General features: G+C 65.0%; 15 protein-coding genes and 2 tRNA genes. 12 read left to right on the top strand and 5 right to left on the bottom strand.

Annotated elements, in window-relative coordinates:
• The first annotated feature begins 36 nt into the window (after window positions 1-36).
• Window positions 37-816: an SDR family oxidoreductase gene (locus tag EYS42_RS03870; RefSeq protein WP_130966568.1), complete on the top strand. Its 780-nt coding sequence runs from the start codon at window positions 37-39 to the stop codon at window positions 814-816.
• Window positions 817-865: 49 nt separating this feature from the next.
• Here EYS42_RS03870 and cysE read toward each other — a convergent pair whose 3' ends face one another.
• Together cysE and EYS42_RS03860 are read right to left on the bottom strand one after the other, a co-directional pair.
• Window positions 866-1,666, bottom strand: a complete 801-nt coding sequence (gene cysE / locus EYS42_RS03865) for a serine O-acetyltransferase (protein WP_130966567.1) — start codon at window positions 1,664-1,666, stop codon at window positions 866-868.
• A gap of 71 nt (window positions 1,667-1,737) precedes the next feature.
• Window positions 1,738-2,508, bottom strand: a complete 771-nt coding sequence (locus tag EYS42_RS03860) for an RNA methyltransferase (protein WP_130966566.1) — start codon at window positions 2,506-2,508, stop codon at window positions 1,738-1,740.
• A gap of 277 nt (window positions 2,509-2,785) precedes the next feature.
• Here EYS42_RS03860 and EYS42_RS03855 point away from each other — a divergent pair, with 277 nt between their 5' ends.
• From EYS42_RS03855 to dusA, 4 genes are all read left to right on the top strand, one after another.
• The gene (locus tag EYS42_RS03855; protein ID WP_130966565.1) at window positions 2,786-3,871 is read left to right on the top strand and encodes an inositol monophosphatase family protein; all 1,086 of its coding nucleotides are present in this window, start codon (window positions 2,786-2,788) and stop codon (window positions 3,869-3,871) included.
• Window positions 3,872-4,026: 155 nt separating this feature from the next.
• Complete coding sequence (mutS, locus tag EYS42_RS03850; protein WP_130967277.1) at window positions 4,027-6,687, top strand: DNA mismatch repair protein MutS; 2,661 nt, start codon at window positions 4,027-4,029, stop codon at window positions 6,685-6,687.
• Window positions 6,684-7,508: a proteasome-type protease gene (locus EYS42_RS03845; RefSeq protein WP_130966564.1), complete on the top strand. Its 825-nt coding sequence runs from the start codon at window positions 6,684-6,686 to the stop codon at window positions 7,506-7,508. The genes mutS and EYS42_RS03845 overlap by 4 nt, the downstream gene beginning before the upstream one ends.
• Before the next feature lie 10 nt (window positions 7,509-7,518).
• Window positions 7,519-8,583 carry a tRNA dihydrouridine(20/20a) synthase DusA gene (gene dusA, locus EYS42_RS03840; protein ID WP_280960174.1) on the top strand — a complete coding sequence of 355 codons (1,065 nt, stop codon included), beginning with the start codon at window positions 7,519-7,521 and terminating at the stop codon, window positions 8,581-8,583.
• Window positions 8,584-8,607: 24 nt separating this feature from the next.
• Here dusA and EYS42_RS03835 read toward each other — a convergent pair whose 3' ends face one another.
• From EYS42_RS03835 to earP, 3 genes are all read right to left on the bottom strand, one after another.
• Complete coding sequence (locus EYS42_RS03835) at window positions 8,608-9,627, bottom strand: diguanylate cyclase domain-containing protein (RefSeq protein WP_130966563.1); 1,020 nt, start codon at window positions 9,625-9,627, stop codon at window positions 8,608-8,610.
• Window positions 9,628-9,765: 138 nt separating this feature from the next.
• Complete coding sequence (efp, locus tag EYS42_RS03830; protein ID WP_130966562.1) at window positions 9,766-10,320, bottom strand: elongation factor P; 555 nt, start codon at window positions 10,318-10,320, stop codon at window positions 9,766-9,768.
• 163 nt (window positions 10,321-10,483) lie between these two features.
• Complete coding sequence (gene earP, locus EYS42_RS03825; RefSeq protein ID WP_130966561.1) at window positions 10,484-11,665, bottom strand: elongation factor P maturation arginine rhamnosyltransferase EarP; 1,182 nt, start codon at window positions 11,663-11,665, stop codon at window positions 10,484-10,486.
• 23 nt (window positions 11,666-11,688) lie between these two features.
• On the opposite strand from earP, the gene uvrC reads away from it, so the two are divergent.
• The 7 genes from uvrC (at window position 11,689) to EYS42_RS03790 (ending at window position 17,477) form a co-directional block, all read left to right on the top strand.
• Window positions 11,689-13,620 (top strand): excinuclease ABC subunit UvrC, encoded by a 1,932-nt coding sequence (uvrC, locus tag EYS42_RS03820; protein WP_130966560.1) that lies wholly within the window; start codon window positions 11,689-11,691, stop codon window positions 13,618-13,620.
• A complete protein-coding gene (locus EYS42_RS03815; RefSeq protein ID WP_130966559.1) occupies window positions 13,607-14,203 on the top strand; it encodes a hypothetical protein in 597 nt (198 codons plus the stop codon). The genes uvrC and EYS42_RS03815 overlap by 14 nt, the downstream gene beginning before the upstream one ends.
• Before the next feature lie 39 nt (window positions 14,204-14,242).
• Complete coding sequence (gene pgsA / locus EYS42_RS03810; RefSeq protein ID WP_130966558.1) at window positions 14,243-14,821, top strand: CDP-diacylglycerol--glycerol-3-phosphate 3-phosphatidyltransferase; 579 nt, start codon at window positions 14,243-14,245, stop codon at window positions 14,819-14,821.
• Between the two features lie 130 nt (window positions 14,822-14,951).
• Window positions 14,952-15,224, top strand: a complete 273-nt coding sequence (locus EYS42_RS03805) for an HU family DNA-binding protein (protein WP_130966557.1) — start codon at window positions 14,952-14,954, stop codon at window positions 15,222-15,224.
• 21 nt (window positions 15,225-15,245) lie between these two features.
• Window positions 15,246-15,321, top strand: a tRNA-Val gene (locus tag EYS42_RS03800).
• 110 nt (window positions 15,322-15,431) lie between these two features.
• Window positions 15,432-17,357 carry a peptidylprolyl isomerase gene (locus EYS42_RS03795; protein ID WP_130966556.1) on the top strand — a complete coding sequence of 642 codons (1,926 nt, stop codon included), beginning with the start codon at window positions 15,432-15,434 and terminating at the stop codon, window positions 17,355-17,357.
• A 44-nt stretch (window positions 17,358-17,401) separates the two neighbouring features.
• Window positions 17,402-17,477 (top strand) — tRNA-His (locus EYS42_RS03790).
• The last annotated feature ends 337 nt before the right edge of the window (window positions 17,478-17,814 follow it).

The raw sequence follows: 17,814 nt of genomic DNA, 5'->3' as shown, positions 1-17,814 counted from the left end.
ACACCGAGTGCCCAACAACATGACAGGAGACACCCCATGAACACCGCCAACACCCCCAACACCTTCGATCTGACCGGCAAAGTGGCCCTGGTCACCGGTTCCAGCCGCGGCATTGGCGAAGCCGCCGCGCGCTTGCTGGCCGCGCACGGTGCGCACGTGATCATTTCCAGCCGCAAGGCCGAGCCCTGTGAGGCGGTGGCCGCGTCCATCCGCGAGGCCGGTGGCAAGGCCTCGGTGCTGGCCTGTCACGTGGGCGAGCCCGCGCAGATCGACGCCACCTTCGAGGCCATCGAGCGCGACTTCGGCCGGCTGGACATCCTGGTCAACAACGCGGCGGCCAACCCCTACTTCGGCCACATCACCGAGACGGACCTGGGCGCCTTCCAGAAAACGGTGGATGTGAACATCAGGGGCTACTTTTTCATGTGCGCCAAGGGCGCCAAGCTGATGGCCAAGAACGGTGGCGGCTCGATCATCAACGTGGCCTCGGTCAATGGCATCACGCCGGGCATGTGGCAAGGCATTTACAGCATCACCAAGGCCGCGGTGATCAGCATGACGCACGCATTCGCGAAGGAATGCGCTTCCATGAAAGTGCGCGTGAACGCGCTGCTGCCGGGCGCCACCGACACCAAGTTCGCGTCGGCCCTGACCACCAACCCCGAGGTGCTCAAGCTGGTGATGGGCCACACGCCCATGAACCGCGTGGCCGACCCGTCGGAGATGGCCGGTGCCGTGCTGTACCTGGCGTCGAATGCGTCGAGCTACACCACGGGCGCCTGCCTGAACGTGGACGGCGGCTACCTGCTGGGCTGAACGGCACGAGGGCTGAAGCGCTTCAGCCCGTGCTGAGGCTCACCGCCTGTCACTTGACCAGGCGGTTCAGCCCTTCGGCATCAAAGTGCTCGGTCTTGAGCGCATCGCTGGGCATGCAGTCGCGGCCCACTTCGCTCTGTGCGCAGGCGGCCAGTTTCTCGACGGCCTGCCACAGCAGCGTGATCTGGTGTTCGTGCCCACCGGCGTTGTCGATCAGGCCTTTGAGGGCTTGCGACAGCGGGTCGTCGCCCTCGGTCACGCCATAGGCTGAAAAGCCCATGCGGGTGGCCGTGGCTTCGCGCTCGGCCTGTTTCTCGTCCATCACCTGCTGCTTGCCCACGATGATGCGTGCCGGGTTGCCCACGGCCGTGGCCCCTGGCGGCACCGGCTTGACCACCACGGCGTTCGAGCCCACGCGGGCGCCATCGCCCACGGTGAAGCCGCCCAGCACCTGCGCATTCGCGCCCACGATCACGCCTTTGCCCAGCGTCGGGTGGCGTTTGGCGCCCTTGCTCAATGAAGTGCCGCCCAGGGTCACGCCCTGGTAGATGGTGCAGTCGTCACCGATCTCGGCGGTTTCGCCCACCACCACGCCCATGCCATGGTCGATGAACACCCGGCGGCCCACGGTGGCACCCGGGTGGATCTCGATGCCCGTGAGGAAGCGACCCCAGTGCGAGATCCAGCGGCCCAGCCATTTCAGCCCATGGCGCCAGCACCAGTTCGCGGCGCGGTGCATGGCCAGGGCGTGCAGACCGGGGTAACAGGTCAGCACTTCCCAGGCGGTGCGGGCCGCAGGGTCGCGTTCCAGGATGCAGGCGATGTCTTCTCTCAGACGGGCAAAGAACATGGACGGCAGAAGCTGATGCGTTTTTCGAATGAGGCGGCCAGTGTATCGCCGGGGGCTGACCCTTGCAGGGCTCAGGGCTGGCGCGGCTTGACCAGGGCCTGCACCGCACGCGCCATGCCCCGCAGGATGTGGACTTCTTCGGTGCGCAGTGCGGCGCGGTTGAGCAACTGGTTCAGGCGCGGCACCAGTTTCTTGGGCGCGGCCGGGTCGAGAAAGCCGATGTCCACCAGGGCCTGCTGCCAGTGTTCCAGCGTGCCTTGCACCGCCTGGCCATCGGCCAGTTCGACCGTGGGTGTGCGGGCCTCGACCGGGAACCCGCCCTGGGCCATGCGCCATTCGTAGGCCAGCACCTGCACGGCCTGCGACAGGTTCAGCGAGCCATAAGCCGGGTTGGTCGGGATGCTGATGACCGAATGGCATCGGTACACGTCTTCATTGGCCATGCCATAGCGTTCGCTGCCGAACACGAAGCCGACGGTGGGACGGGGCATTTCGCCAGCCAGGGCGGCCAGCCCCTCGCGCGGGGTGAGTGTGGGCGGGCCGAAATCACGCGGGGTCATGGCCGTGCCGATGGCGTGGTGCACGCCTTCCAGGGCCTCGGCCAGGGTGCTCACCACGCGGGCGCGCACCAGGATGTCGGCGGCACCGCTGGCCATGGCCACGGTCTCTTCCTGGCTCAGCACATCGGCAAAGCGGGGGCGCACCAGCACCAGCTCGGAAAAGCCCATCACCTTCATGGCCCGGGCCGTTGCGCCCACATTGCCCGGGTGGCTGGTGTCCACCAGGATGAAACGCGTCGGATCAACGGACACGGCGGGCACGCGAGGCGAAGGGGGGTGCATTTTGGCAACGAACTCAGTAGAATCTCGGATTCTCGCTCGTTCTTTGTCTTCGTTGCGCCCCATTTCGGCCTTTGCTGGCCCGGAATGCCTGTCAGGATGCGATGGCTGTGTGCCGTCGTGCGCTGGCTTGCCAAAGTGGCTTGACCGCCAGTCTGGAGCACCCATGGGGGTGGCAGACGGTGTGGTGGTCGCCCGGCAGCCGTGCCCGATGAGCCCTCCCTCGGTGCCCGCAGTGCGTCCGGTCTGCGTGGGTCTCATTGTCTGAACAGGTTTCACCATGTCCCAAGCCTTGCACCCCATGCTCAACATCGCCATCAAGGCCGCTCGCGCAGCCGGGGCGATCATCAACCGGGCATCGCTCGACATCGAGCGTCTGCAGGTGGTGGCCAAGTCGCACAACGACTTCGTCACCGAGGTGGACCAGGCCGCTGAAGAGGCCATCATCGAAACCATCCTGGGCGCATACCCGTCGCATGGCATGCTGGCTGAAGAGTCGGGCAACAGCCGCGGCAACAAGCACAGCGACTTCGTCTGGATCATCGATCCGCTGGACGGCACCACCAACTTCATCCACGGCTTCCCCGTGTACGCCGTGTCGATCGCGCTGGCCTTCCGCGGCCAGGTGCAGCAGGCCGTGGTGTACGACCCCGCCCGCAACGACCTGTTCTATGCCTCGCGCGGCAAGGGCGCCTTCCTGAACGACCGCCGTATCCGCGTGTCCAAGCGCACCCGCATGCTCGACAGCCTGATCGGCACCGGCTTTCCCTTCCGCAAGGGCGACAACTTCCAGCGTTACCTGAAGATGTTCGAAGAGGTGATGGTGCAGTGCGCCGGTGTGCGCCGCCCGGGCGCTGCCGCCCTCGACCTGTGCTACGTGGCCGCCGGCTACTACGACGGCTTCTTCGAGACCGGCCTGAACCCCTGGGACATCGCCGCAGGCTCGCTGATGATCACCGAGGCCGGTGGCCTGGTGGGCAACTTCACGGGTGAAGCCGACTTCCTGTACCAGCGCGAGATCGTGTGCGGTACCCCCCGCATTTACGGCCAGTTGGTCAAGACCCTGGCACCCTACAGCCGCGTGATCACCGACGCCCCTGCGGCCGACGGTGAAGACCGTGCCGAAGCCGGTGACGAGGTGGATGCCGAGCAGGCCCAGGAAGACGACGCCCTGATCGCCCTGCTGCAAAACGAAGAAGACGCAGCCAGCCCCGCAGCCGCTGCAGCGGCCGCCGCCGAAGAGCCCAAGGCCCCGGTGCGCCGCCGCATCACGGCCGCGGCCAAGGCCCAGGAAGACATCGAGAAGGCCCGCTTCGAGCCCAAGCCACGCGCCCCGCGCCGCAACCGCGACGACGCGCCGTTCTGAACCAGGCGCCCATCTGCCTCTGACAGGCGCCAAGGCGCCTGACGGCATCGCCCCGAGGCCCCGGCTGTCGGGGCGTTTTTGCGTTCAGAACGCTTTAAAATCAACGGTTTGACCTTGCGGACACCGCCTTGACCGATTTCAGCGCCCATACGCCGATGATGGCCCAGTACCTAGGCATCAAAGCCGAGTACCCGGACACGCTCGTCTTCTACCGCATGGGCGATTTCTACGAGCTGTTCTACGAAGACGCCCGCAAGGCCAACCGCCTGATCGACATCACGCTCACGGTGCGTGGGCAATCGGCTGGCGAGCCCGTGGTGATGGCCGGAGTGCCCGTGCACGCTGTGGAAACCTACCTGGCCAAGCTGATCAAGTTGGGCGAATCGGTGGCCATTGCCGAACAGGTGGGCGAGGTGGGCGCCAGCAAGGGGCCCGTCGAGCGCAAGGTGGTGCGCGTGGTCACGCCCGGCACCCTGACCGATTCCGAACTGCTCAGCGAACGGGCCGATTCCCTGCTGGTGGCCGTGGTGGCCGGCAGCGTGCGCGGTGGCCTGGCCAATGCGAAAGACCAGACCCCCTGCGCCCTGGCCTGGCTCGGAATGTCCAGCGGGCAGCTGGGCATCACCGAATGCACCCAGCGCGACCTGCCGGGCTGGCTGGCCCGCCTGCAACCGGCCGAGGTGCTGTTCGACCGCGAACGCGTGCCGCCCGCGCTGGCGCCCATGCTGTCGCAGCCGCGCGGCGTGGCCTTCACGCCGCGCCCCACGTGGCAGTTCGACGCCGGCCTGGGTGAGCGCAAGCTGACCGAGCAGCTCAAGGTGGCCAGCCTGAAAGCCTTTGGCGCCGACGACATGGCCCTGGCCCATGCCGCGGCGGCCGCCTTGCTGAGCTTTGCCGAGCACACTCAGGGCAGGGCGCTGGCCCACGTGACCACGCTCACGGTGCCGCGCAGCAGCGACCTGCTGGAGATCCCGCCGGCCACCTTGCGCAACCTGGAGCTGGTGCAGACCCTGCGGGGTGAAGATTCGCCCACGCTGCTCTCGCTGCTCGACACCTGTCGCACCGGCATGGGCAGCCGCGCCCTGCGCCAGTGGGTGACCAACCCACCGCGTGACCGCCGCCATGCGCAAGAGCGGCATGCCGCCATCGACCTGCTGCTCAACCCGCCCGACCTGAGCCAGAACCTCGACGCCCTGCGCGAGGCCCTGCGCCAGATGAGCGACGCCGAGCGCATCACCTCGCGCATTGCGCTGCGCCAGGTGCGCCCGCGCGAGCTGGCCGGCCTGCGCGACACGCTGATGAACCTGCCCGTGCTGCGTGCCTGCGTGCCCACCGGCACCCCCTTGCTGGATCAGGTGCACCAGCACCTGCAGCCCGACCCGGCCCTGGCCGAGCGCCTGCAGCGCACCATCGCCGAGATGCCGGCCGTGCTGCTGCGAGACGGGGGCGTGATCGCTTCCGGCTTCGATGCCGACCTCGACGAGCTGCGCGCCATCTCCAGCAACTGTGATGCTTTCCTGCTCGACCTGGAAACGCGCGAGCGGGCCCGCACCGGCATCCCGAATCTGCGCGTGCAGTTCAACAAGGTGCATGGCTTTTACATCGAGATCACGCAAAGCCACGCCGACAAGGTCCCGCTGGACTACCAGCGCCGCCAGACCCTGAAAAACGCCGAGCGCTACATCACGCCCGAACTCAAGGCCTTCGAAGACAAGGCCCTGTCGGCGCAAGAGCGCAGCCTGCAGCGCGAGAAGTTCCTGTTCGAGCAGTTGATCGACGAACTGCAGGCCAACATCGCCGTGTTGTCGCACCTGGCGCGGGCCCTGGCCACGCTGGACGCCATCGCGGCCCTGGCCGAACGTGCGGCCTCGCTGGGCTGGACCCAGCCCGAGTTCGTGAACATGCCCTGCCTGGAGATCGAGAAAGGCCGCCACCCTGTGGTCGAAGCGCGCCTGATGGAAACCAGTGGCGCGGCCTTCATCCCGAACGACTGCCGGCTGGACGCCAACCGCCGCATGCTGATCGTCACCGGCCCCAACATGGGCGGTAAATCGACCTTCATGCGCCAGGTGGCGCTCATCACCATCCTGGCCTACATGGGCTCGTACGTGCCCGCGGCCAGCTGCCGCCTGGGCCCGATCGACGCCATCCACACCCGCATCGGTGCGGCCGACGACCTGGCCAACGCCCAGTCCACCTTCATGATGGAAATGACCGAGGCCGCCGCCATCGTGCACACGGCCACCGAGCATTCCCTGGTGCTGATGGACGAGATCGGCCGTGGCACCTCGACCTTCGACGGCCTGGCCCTGGCCGGCGCCATCGCCAGCCACCTGCACGACCGCAACAAGGCCTTCACCCTGTTCGCCACGCACTACTTCGAGCTGACCGCGTTGCCCGAAAAGCACCCCCGGGCCAGCAATGTGCACGTGGGCGTGGCCGAAGCCGGTGACGACATCGTGTTCCTGCACGAATTGCAAGCGGGCCCGGCCAGCCGCAGCTACGGTGTGCAGGTGGCGCGCCTGGCCGGCATGCCGCCCAGCCTGATCCGCCAGGCCCGTGCCGCGCTCGATGCGCTCGAGTCGCAGCAGAAGGCCGACGACGACCAGATCGACCTGTTCGCCGACTTTGGCGGCAGTGCCACGGCCTTGCCCATGCCCGAACTGCCCACGGCTGGCGCAGATCCTGCACACTTGGAAGCCAGTCTGGCCGAGCGCGCCACGCTCGATCTGCTGGCCCGCATCGACCCCGATGCCCTGACCCCTCGTGAAGCGCTTGATGCGCTGTATCAACTCAAATCGGTGATCACATCATGACCTACTGCGTCGCCATGCGGCTCAACGCCGGTCTCGTCTTCCTGTCCGACTCGCGCACCAACGCGGGCATGGACCAGATCAGCACCTTCCGCAAGATGACGGTGTACGAAAAGCCCGGCGAGCGCGTGCTGGTGCTCATGACCGCCGGCAACCTGGCCATCACCCAGGCCGTCAAGCAGCTGCTCGACAAAGAGAGCATCGAAGGGCCCGATGGCGAAGCGGTCACGCTGTGGACTGCCACCACTCTGTTCGACGTGGCCCGCATCGTGGGCAGTGCCGTGCGCAAAGTGCACGCGCGTGATGCCGAGGCCCTGAAAAAACACGGCATCGACTTCAACTGCAGCCTGATCATCGGCGGGCAGATCAAGGGCGAAACCATGCGCCTGTTCAATGTCTACGCCGCAGGCAACTTTGTGGAAGCCGGCATCGATGGCGTGTGCTACTTCCAGATCGGTGAGTCGAAATACGGCAAGCCCGTGATCGACCGTGTGGTCACGCCACACACACCGCTGGAAGAGGCCGCCAAGTGCGCCCTGATCTCGATGGATTCGACCCTGAAGTCGAATTTGTCGGTCGGCCTGCCGCTGGACATGCTGGTCTACACCGCCAACAGCCTGAAGGCCGATCAGCTGGTCAACATCGACGAGAGCAATGCCTACTTCCGCATGATCCGCAGCACCTGGGGCCAGCGCCTGCGCCAGGTGTTCGATTCGATCCCTGACCCCAGCTGGGACGGCGACCAGCCCGATTTGTCGGCCAACAGCAGCGCGCAGCAGCAGGCCATGAACCCGCTGAGCAAGATCAACGCGCCCCAGGGCTGAGGAAGCATTGTTGTCTCAAGCCACCCTTGACCCGCGCGACTGGCGTGCCTGCGTGGCACCCATGCTCGACTGGACTGACAGGCATTGCAGGGTCTTTCACCGCCAGCTCAGCCGCCATGCCCGCCTCTACACCGAGATGATCACCACGGGTGCCATCATCCACGGGCAGATGCACCGCTTTCTTGAATACAGCGAGCAGGAGCACCCGGTGGCCCTGCAGCTCGGCGGCAGCGAGCCCGATGACCTGGCCCAGTGCGCGCGCATTGCGCAGCAGATGGGCTACGACGAGGTCAACCTGAACTGTGGCTGCCCCAGCGAGCGCGTGCAGCGTGGTGCGTTTGGCGCCTGCCTGATGAACGAGGCCACGCTGGTGGCCGACTGCGTCAAGGCCATGGTCGATGCGACAGGGGGCGATGCGCGCATGCCGATCACGGTCAAGCACCGCATCGGCATCGACCAGATCGAAAGTTACGACTACGTGCGCGATTTCGTGGGCACGGTGGCGGCCGCGGGTTGCCAGGTGTTCATCGTGCACGCCCGCAATGCCTGGCTCAAGGGATTGAGTCCCAAAGAAAATCGCGAGATTCCGCCGCTGCGCTATGAGTTTGTTCACCAGCTCAAGCGCGACTTTCCGCACCTCATCATCGTGATCAACGGGGGGTTGGCCACCAACGACCAGTGCCTGGCCCAGTTGCAGCCCGGAGCCGTGTTGCCCAACGTGGCGCTGGATGGGGTGATGGTGGGGCGCGCGGCGTATCACACGCCCTGGATGATGGCCGAGTGGGACCACCTGTTCTTCGGAGAGGCGCCGCGAGAAGGCTACACACGCGAGATGGCCGAAGCTGCCATCGTGGATTACACCGCCGCCGAAATGGTGCGCACCCAGGGCTTGGCCCATGGCGAGGTGCGCTGGCCGCAGGTCATGCGACACGTGCTGGGCCTGTACAACGGCCTGCCCGGTGCGCGGCGCTGGCGTCAGGTGTGGTCAGACCACAAGCTCAAGCACCACGCAGTGCACGAGGTGATGGCACTGGCGCACCAGCGCCCGGCACGGGCTGAGGCCGCTGAAGCCTGACGCAGCTTGTCCCGACCTGGGGGCTCAGGGCGTGGCCTGTGCAGTCAGGGTGGCTGCTGGAGGCGCCATCAGGTGCTCGAAGGTGTCCATCTGCATCTCGAAGCTGAAGAAGCGGTTGCGCCCCTGGGCCTTGGCGCTGTAAAGCGCTTCGTCGGCTCGCATCAGCAGGTGCTGCACATTGGTGTCATCGTCAGGCACGACGGTTGTGATGCCGCCCGAAATGGTCACCACATTCGACACCGGTGAGTCGGGGTGCGGCATGGGCTGGTTGCCCATCAGCTGCAGCAGGGCCCGCGCGAAGGTCATGGCCCCTGAGCGCGAGGTATTGGGCAGGATCATGCCGAACTCCTCGCCACCATAGCGCGCCACATAGTCCATCGGTCGGCGGCACACCGTGCTCAGGATGCGGCCGATGTGCTCCAGGCAGCGATCGCCCTGCACATGGCCCAGGGTGTCGTTGTAGCGCTTGAAGTGGTCCACGTCACACAAGATCAGGGTGAGGGCGTGCTGGTCGCGACGGCACTGGCGCACGGCTTCGTGCAGCCGGTCGTCGAAGCCGCGGCGGTTGCCCAGTTTGGTGAGCTGGTCTTGCACCGAAATGTGGGTCAGGCGCTGGTTCGCAATGTGCAATTCTTCCGAGGTGCGCATCAGCTGGTTGCGCATGCGGATCAGGCGTTGCATGGCGTGCAGCTTGGCGCTGAGCACCACCGGTGAAATCGGTTTGATCAGGTAGTCGTCACCGCCAGCCTGGATGCCGCGCCACAGGTCGATCTCCTTGTCGAGCGCCGACAGAAAGATGATGGGCGTCCAGCGGCTGCCCTCGCGCTCGCGCAGCTGGCGGGCCAGCCAGTAGCCATCGTTGCCGGGCATGATCACGTCCAGCAGCACCAGGTCGACTTTGTGTTCGCCGAACAACTGGAGTGCCTGATCGGCTGACTCAGCCTCCAGGGTGGTGTGCCCCTTCATCCGCAGTTGCTGGGCGAGGTGCAGCCGAACGGATGGCTGGTCATCGACCAGCAGGATGTTCATCGGGTGAGATTGCATGGGGCGTACTGCGCGTAGAGCCTGACGTTCTCGTTATCGGCGCCGGCACTTGTCGCTTGAGCAACTCCCTGTAGGCAACATGGACATGAAAAAAGCACCCCTTGGGGTGCTTCTTGGGCGTGGGTGAGACCCGTGGGATCAGACGCGCTTCTTGTACTCGTGGGTGCGGGTGTCGATTTCGATCTTGTCGCCCGATTCCACGAACAGGGGCACCGAGATTTCGAAGCCGGTGCCGACGATGCGGGCAGGCTTCATCACCTTGCCCGAGGTGTCGCCCTTGACGCCAGGTTCGGTTTCGATTTCACGCACGACCGAGGTGGGCAGTTCCACCGAGATGGCACGACCTTCGTAGAACACCACTTCCACGGCCATGGCGTCTTGCAGGTAGTTGATGGCGTCGCCCATGTTCTCGGCTTCAACTTCGAACTGGTTGTACTCGGCGTCCATGAAGGCGTACATCGGGTCGGCGAAGTAGGAGTAGGTGCACTCTTTCTTCTCGAGGATGATCTGGTCCATCTTGTCGTCGGCCTTGAACACCACTTCGGCGCCCGAGCCGTTCAGCAGGTTCTTCATCTTCATGCGCACGGTGGCGGCGCCACGGCCGCCACGGCTGTACTCGGTCTTCAGAACCACCATCGGGTCCTTGCCTTGCATGATCACATTGCCTGCGCGGATTTCTTGTGCGAGTTTCATGGGTACGGTTCCCGAATCTGTGGGGCCCTCAAAGCGCGTTTCAAAGCGTGCGCCCGGGCAACTCCGTTGACGTTACTGACGTCGGTTGACGTTCACGGTGAAAGGACACGCAACTCGGCGGCAGGCGCTGCCACCAGGCGAAAACTGTCCAAAGCCTGCGATTCTACCTCGCAGAAGTGACAAAGGCCAGCAACTGAGTGCAGAGGTCCTGCTGGGTGGCCAGTGCCTGCCGGCTGGCGCGCTGGTGGGCCTGCCACTGCGGCCATCCCTCGGGGCCCATCAGCCAGTGCAAGGCGGCCGCCACGGACTGGCGCTCGCCCGTTCGGTGGTCCAGTCCGTTGAGCGCCGCCTGCACGTGGTGCACGGCCTCTTGCAGCGCTGCGGGCCAGTTGGCCATCCAGCGTTGCTCGAAAGCCGCCAGCTTGTCGGCGTGCACCCCATCGTCCTGGCGGTAGATGTCCCACAGGTGCGGCCGCCCGGCCCACAGGGCTCGCACGGCCGAATCTTCGCCGCGCACCACGTTCAGGTCGCACGACCACAGCAGGCGGTCGAAATCGGGCTGGGGCAGCGCGGTGGCCAGGGGCACAAGCTGCATCGTGCCCAGGCCCAGTGCGGCCTGCCCCTCGGGCGTTGAGGCCCATGCCAGGGCGGCCTGTGTGGCTTGCCCCGGGGTGAGCAGCACGTCCAGTGGAGTGGCCATGTCGGCCCAGGCTTGAAGCAGGGGCCCCACGGGCGAAGGCGCATAACAGAACAGGCTGACCCGCCGTGCGTGGGCGCGCGGTTTGCCGCTTTGCCAGGGCAACTGGCTCAACCACTGCAGCATGCCCTCGGCGTTGGCCTGCCAGGCGTCGCACGCCTCGATCAACCCTGGCTCGCGCAGCAGCCCTCCGGTGCGCGCGGTGAAGCCCGGGTAGAAAAACACCTTGCGCAGCCCGGCGCCAGGACCGTGCCACACAGGGGAGGGCAGCCGGTGGCTGCGTTCCACATAGTCTTCAGCACTCAGGTATTCCAGGTTCAGCCACACCGGGGGCGTGCCCTGGGGCTCGCGAGGCAGGCTGGCCAGCCATTCGCCGGGTGGCTCGCAGCCAAAGGCTTCGATCAGCACATCGGGCCACGGAGCGTTGTGCACTTCTGGCGGCATCTGCCAGGTGCCATCGGGCAGGGTGTGCCAGGGCAGCACCTGCACGTTCGCGTGGCCACCGGGCGCCATCCAGGCCAGGGCCGAGGCGTCGTCCACCCACAGGCGGACCTGTTCGCCGCGCTCGGCCAGGTCACAGGCCAGCCGCCAGCACACGCCGATGTCGCCAAAGTTGTCGATGACCTTGCAGAAGATGTCCCAGCGCATGGCGGTGGATTATCCTCGCGGCCATGACCGAGGATGTTGTTCCACCAGCCCCCGAATCCGCCCAGACCGATGAAGTCTGGCAGCGCCTGCTGACCGAGGTGGCCAGCCTGCCTGGCCTGCCCGGCGTGTACCGCTACTTCGATGCCAAGGGCGAAGTGCTGTACGTGGGCAAGGCGCGCGACTTGAAAAAACGCGTCTCCAGCTACTTCCACAAGAACCACGGCGGCACCCGCATCGGCCACATGGTCTCGCGCATTCAGCGGCTGGAGACCACGGTGGTGCGCAGTGAGGCCGAGGCCCTGCTGCTGGAAAACAACCTCATCAAGACGCTCAACCCGCGTTTCAACATCCTGTTCCGCGACGACAAGAGCTACCCCTACCTCAAGATCGCGTCGCACGACTTCCCGCGCCTGGCCTATTACCGTGGCGCGGTCGACAAGAAACACCGCTACTTCGGGCCTTACCCGAACGCCTGGGCCGTGAAAGAGACCATCCAGCTGCTGCAGCGGGTGTTCCTGCTGCGCACTTGCGAAGACTCCGTCTACAACCACCGCACCCGCCCCTGCCTGCTGTACCAGATCAAGCGTTGCAGTGGTCCCTGCGTGGGCTTCATTTCGGAAGACGACTACCGGCGTGACGTGAACCAGGCCGAGCGCTTCCTGCTCGGTGAGCAGGAGGCCGTGCTGGGCAGTCTGCAAGAGCAGATGATGGCCCACGCGGAGAAGCTGGAATACGAGAAGGCCGCCGAGATCCGCAACCAGATCGGCGCGCTGTCGAAGGTGCTGCATCAGCAGTCGGTCGACACCGGCATCGAAAAAGACGTCGACATCCTGGCCGTGAAGGTGCAGGGCGGGCGGGCCTGCGTGAACCTGGCCATGGTGCGGGGTGGCCGCCACCTGGGCGACCGCGCGCATTTCCCCGTGCATGTGCAGGACCACGTGGCCCTGGCCGAAGGCGAAGAAGAGGCCGTGGCCGTGGACAGTGCCGACGCCGTGGAAGTGAGTGTGCTGGAGGCCTTCCTGGCGCAGCACTACCTCGACGGTGGCGCTCCCAGCCTGCTGGTGCTGAGCCACCCGGTGGCCCCAGCCCTGATCGACGCGCTGGGCGAGCAGGGGGGACGCAAGATCACGGTGGTGCATCAGCCGCGTGAACAGCGCCGCACCTGGCTCGAAATGGCCGTGCAGGGCGCCGACCTGGCCTTGACCCGCCTGCTCAGCGAAGAAGGCTCGCAGCAGTCGCGCACCCGGGCGCTGGTCGAAGCGCTGGACCTGGCGCTCGACCCGCAGAAAGGCGAGGGCGACCCCATGGCCGCCCTGCGCATCGAGTGTTTCGACATCAGCCACACGGCGGGCGAAGCCACCCAGGCGTCTTGCGTGGTGTACGAGGGCCACAAGATGCAGCCTGGCCAGTACCGTCGCTACAACATCGACGGCATCACACCCGGCGACGACTACGCGGCCATGAAGCAGGTGCTGTTGCGTCGTTACGGGGGCGGCAGGCTCGAGCGCATGCCCGACCTGGTGCTGGTCGATGGTGGCAAGGGGCAGATCTCCATGGCCCGGGAGGTCTTCGAAGGCCTTGGCTTGAGCCTGGAGTTGCTGGTGGGCGTCGAGAAAGGCGAAGGCCGCAAGGTCGGCCTGGAAGAGCTGGTGTTTGCCGACGGACGGCCCAAGCTGCAGCTGGCTCCCACCTCGGCGGCGCTGATGCTGGTGGCGCACATCCGTGACGAAGCCCACCGATTTGCCATCACGGGCATGCGTGCCAAACGCGCCAGCGTGCGCACCAGCGGCAGCAAACTCGAAGAGATCCCGGGCGTGGGCCCCAAACGGCGTGCCCGCCTGCTGCAACGCTTTGGTGGCGTGCGCGGTGTGCAGGGCGCCAGCATCGACGAACTGGCCAGCGTCGACGGCATTTCGCGTGACCTGGCCGAGGAGATTTACCGTGCACTCCACTGACCGACGCACTGACCGACCCGCTGAACAACGCATTCAAAGACGTCTCACCGCCGTGGCGCTGGCCACTGGTGCCTTGGCGGGCTGGGCGGGCCTGATGAGCGGCTGCGCCCTTCTGGGCGGGACGTCCTCACCGCCCCCCCAGGGCGGCGCAGGCAGCCCGGGTGGCAAGGAGGCCTCACGTCCCACGGTCAAGCCGGGAGGCGCCGCTTCATCCAGCGGGGTTTCGCGCGAGCCCATGCTGGGCCCCCCCGCCACGCCGCGCTCATGGGCCGATGCCCGGCAGCAGGCCGCCCGCCGTCTGGTGGCCGCCAACCCCGACATCACCCACACAGGCCGTCCACAAGACATCCTGCTGGCCGTGCCTGTCATCACCATCGAACTGCATGCAGACGGCAGCATCAAACGCCTGGACGTGATGCGCTACCCCAAGCAGGCGCGTGACACGGTGGACATCGCCATGAAGGCCATCCGACGCGCAGCCCCCTTCGGCGATGTGTCCCGCCTGCCCAAGCCCTGGCAGTTCAACGAAACCTTCCTGTTCAACGATGACCGCCGTTTCAAACCGATGACGCTCGACCGGTGAGCGGCCTCAATCGCACCGCAACGCGTGCACAATGGGCCCATGTTCTGGAACCTGCCGACGCTGTTCACCTGGGCCCGCATCGTGGCCATCCCGCTCATCGTGGGCGTGTTCTACCTGCCCTGGGCCCCCGCCGAGGTCAACATCGCGGCCAGCGTGCTGTTCGTGGTGGTGGCCTTCACCGACTGGCTGGACGGCTGGCTGGCCCGGCGCCTGAACATGACCTCGGCCTTCGGTGCCTTCCTCGACCCGGTGGCCGACAAGTTTCTGGTGTGCGCCTCTCTGCTGATCCTGCTGGAAATGGGGCGCGTGTCGGCCATGGTGGCCCTGATCATCATCGGTCGCGAAATCGCCATTTCTGCCCTGCGTGAGTGGATGGCCCAGATCGGCGCATCACGCAGCGTGGCCGTGCACATGCTGGGCAAGCTCAAGACCGCAGCCCAGATGGCGGCCATCGTGTTGTTGCTCTACGACGGCCCGACCGGAGTGGCGCTGCCTCATTTGAGCCACACCCGTGAAATGGGCACGTGGCTCATCTGGGTGGCCTGCGGCCTGACCATCTGGTCCATGGCGTACTACCTGCGGAAGTCGATCCCGGACATCGTGGCGAAATCACGCTGAGCCTTGCTCAAGCACGTGCGGCATTGAACTGTCAACGGTGCATCCACGTGCGCATGCGCGAACGGGCGGGTGGCGCTTTCGACCTAGAATGAATTTTCGGTTCTTCAAGTTGTTCGGAGAGAGGTGGCCCGTGAACAAGGCTGAGTTGATCGAGCACATCGCCCGCCAGGCTGACATTTCCAAGGCTGCTGCTGGTCGTGCCCTGGAGGCCGTCATCAGCGGTGTGGAAACCACCCTCAAAAAGGGCGAATCGGTCTCGCTGGTAGGTTTCGGCACCTTCGCCGTGTCCACCCGGCCTGCGCGCACCGGACGCAACCCGCGCACAGGCGACGAGATCAACATCCGCAAGGCGAAGATTCCGAAGTTTCGCCCCGGCAAGGGTCTGAAAGACGCAGTGAACTGATCTACACTTCCGTCCGTGCTCGGGTGCTTAGCTCAGTTGGTAGAGCGGCGCCCTTACAAGGCGTAGGTCGGGGGTTCGAGCCCCTCAGCACCCACCAGACAACCCGACACAGACAAAGGCGAACCTCGGTTCGCCTTTGTGCCATCCGAGGCTGCAGAACACACACGGCGCTGGCCCCCTGGTACAGCGTCCCACCATAGGCTGGTCATGTTTGATTTCGTTCGCAACAACACGCGCATCCTTCAGCTGATCCTTCTGATCCTGATCCTTCCTTCCTTCGTGATCTTCGGTGTCCAGGGCTACGAAAGTTTCCTGTCGGGCGACGAGACCGTGGCCAAGGTGGGCAGCCAGAAGGTCACCCAGACCGAGATGGACAACGCGCACCGCCGCATGGTGGAGCAGGCCCGCGCCCGCAATCCGCAACTGGATGTCAGCAAGCTCGATTCCCCTGAAGTCAAGCGCCAGGCGCTCGATTCGCTGGTGGACGACTACACCCTCATCGCCGCGGTGAACGAGCAGCGCATCCGCACGGCCGACTCCCGCATCCTGCGCCTGTTTGCCACCTCGCCTGATTTCGCCCCGCTGCGCAACCCTGACGGCACGCTGAACACGCAACTGCTGGAGGCTCAGGGCATGACCTCGGCGCAGTTGACCGAGCGCATCCGTCAGCAGCTCACCATGATGCAGGTCACGGCTGGGGTGGTGGGCACCGGCATGGCACCCGAAACGGTCAACAAACTGGCTGTGGATTCGCTGTTCCAGGTGCGTGACGTGCAGTGGATGGCTTTCGATGCCAAGAACTACGTGGCACAACTCAATCCCACCGAGGAACAGCTGCGCAAGTACTTTGCCCAGCCAAGCGTGAGCGATGCATTCCTGCAGCCGGAGCGCGCCGACATCGAGTACCTGGTGCTGGACCTGGATGCCCTCAAGGCACGCGCCACCGTGTCTGAGGAGGAGTTGCGTCGGTCTTACCAGGACAACCTGGGCAAGTACGCTCGCCCGGAAGAGCGCCGTGCCAGCCACATCCTGATCAAGGCGGACGGCAGTGCCTCGGCCGACGTGCGCAATGCAGCCAAGGCCAAGGCTGAAGCACTGCTGGCCCAGGTGCGCAAGAGCCCCGCGTCGTTTGGCGAGCTGGCCCGCAAGAATTCAGAGGACGAAGGTTCGGCCGCCAACGGGGGTGATCTCGATTTCTTTGCTCGTGGCGCCATGGTCAAGCCCTTCGAAGACGCCACGTTTGCCCTGAAAAAGGGCGAGGTCAGCGGTCTGGTTGAGTCGGATTTCGGCTATCACATCATCCAGTTGACCGACGTGCGGGGGGGTGACACCCTGACTTTCGAGCAGGTGCGTCCTGACATCGAAGCCGATGCCCGCAAGCAACTGGCTCAGCGCATGTACGCCGAGGCCGCCGAAAAGTTCACCAACGCCGTGTACGAGCAGTCTGACTCGCTCAAGGGTGTGGCCGACGAATTGAAACTGCCATTGCAGTCGGCTCAAAACGTGCTGGCCAAGCCCACCACCGACCAGGGGGTGATCCTGGGCAACCAACGGCTGTTGCAGGCACTGTTTGACCCGACCAACCGGTCGAAGGGGCGCAACACCGATGCCATTGAAGTGGCCGCCAACAAGCTGGTGTCCGCTCGCATCGTGAAGTACCACGCACCCTCCAAGCCTGCTTTCGAGGCGGTTCAGGCCGACGTCAAGGCTCGTTGGGTGGCGGCCGAGTCCGTCAAGGCGGCCAAGGCCGACGCGCAAGCCAAGATGGTTGCATGGCAGAAAGACCCGGCCCTGTCGCAACTGCCGGCCTCGGTGCAGATGTCGCGCCGCCTGATGTTCAGTCAGCCCAGCCAGGTGCTTGATGCGGCCTTGCGCGCCTCCGAAAAGAAGCTGCCCGCCTGGCAGGTGGTGGATCTGGGCCCGCAGGGTGCAGCCATCGTCAAGGTCAACAAAGTGTTGCCAGCGACGATGTCAGCCGATGAGCGCGCAGAGACCCGGCAACAACTCACCGGCTATCTGGCTCAGGCCGAGGGTGCTGCCTACATGGCCGCGCTCAAGCGTGAACTGAAAGTTGTTTACACACCCAAAGCGCCGAGCAAAGCGTCTGAGGCAGAAAAAACCGCAGGCAAGTAATTTTCGCTTGAAAAGTGTGTATATAATCTAAGTCTTCGACGACGGTGGCTGTAGCTCAGTTGGTAGAGTCCCAGATTGTGATTCTGGTTGTCGTGGGTTCGAGTCCCATCAGCCACCCCACCGTATCCTTTTGATGTGCTAAGTCTTTGATTCCAAAAAAGAACCAAGCACATCAGACACTTAGGCAAGCCCGTCCGGACACAGACCCGGACAGTTCCCTTGAGAAAGACCTCGGGCAACTGCTCCAGTTGTTCGATCAAGGGAAACTCAGCTTGTCTTCCTCAAGCAACAGAACCAAAAGCTTTGGCTATCACGTTAAGACGGATGGCCTGTTGAATCACGAGCAAAACTGAGCCAGGCGTCACGTCCAAAACTGAGCCACTAGGTTGACGAAGAAGCGGACTGCTCGGATGTGGATAAGTCTACTGTCTGGTCGGCTCCTTTGGGTGTTTTGCTA

Origin of the sequence: Aquabacterium lacunae (assembly GCF_004310865.1) — a bacterium.
GTDB lineage: Bacteria > Pseudomonadota > Gammaproteobacteria > Burkholderiales > Burkholderiaceae_C > Aquabacterium > Aquabacterium lacunae.
The sequence above is the reverse complement of the archived record's forward strand: the minus strand, read 5'-3'. Positions and strand labels throughout refer to the sequence as shown.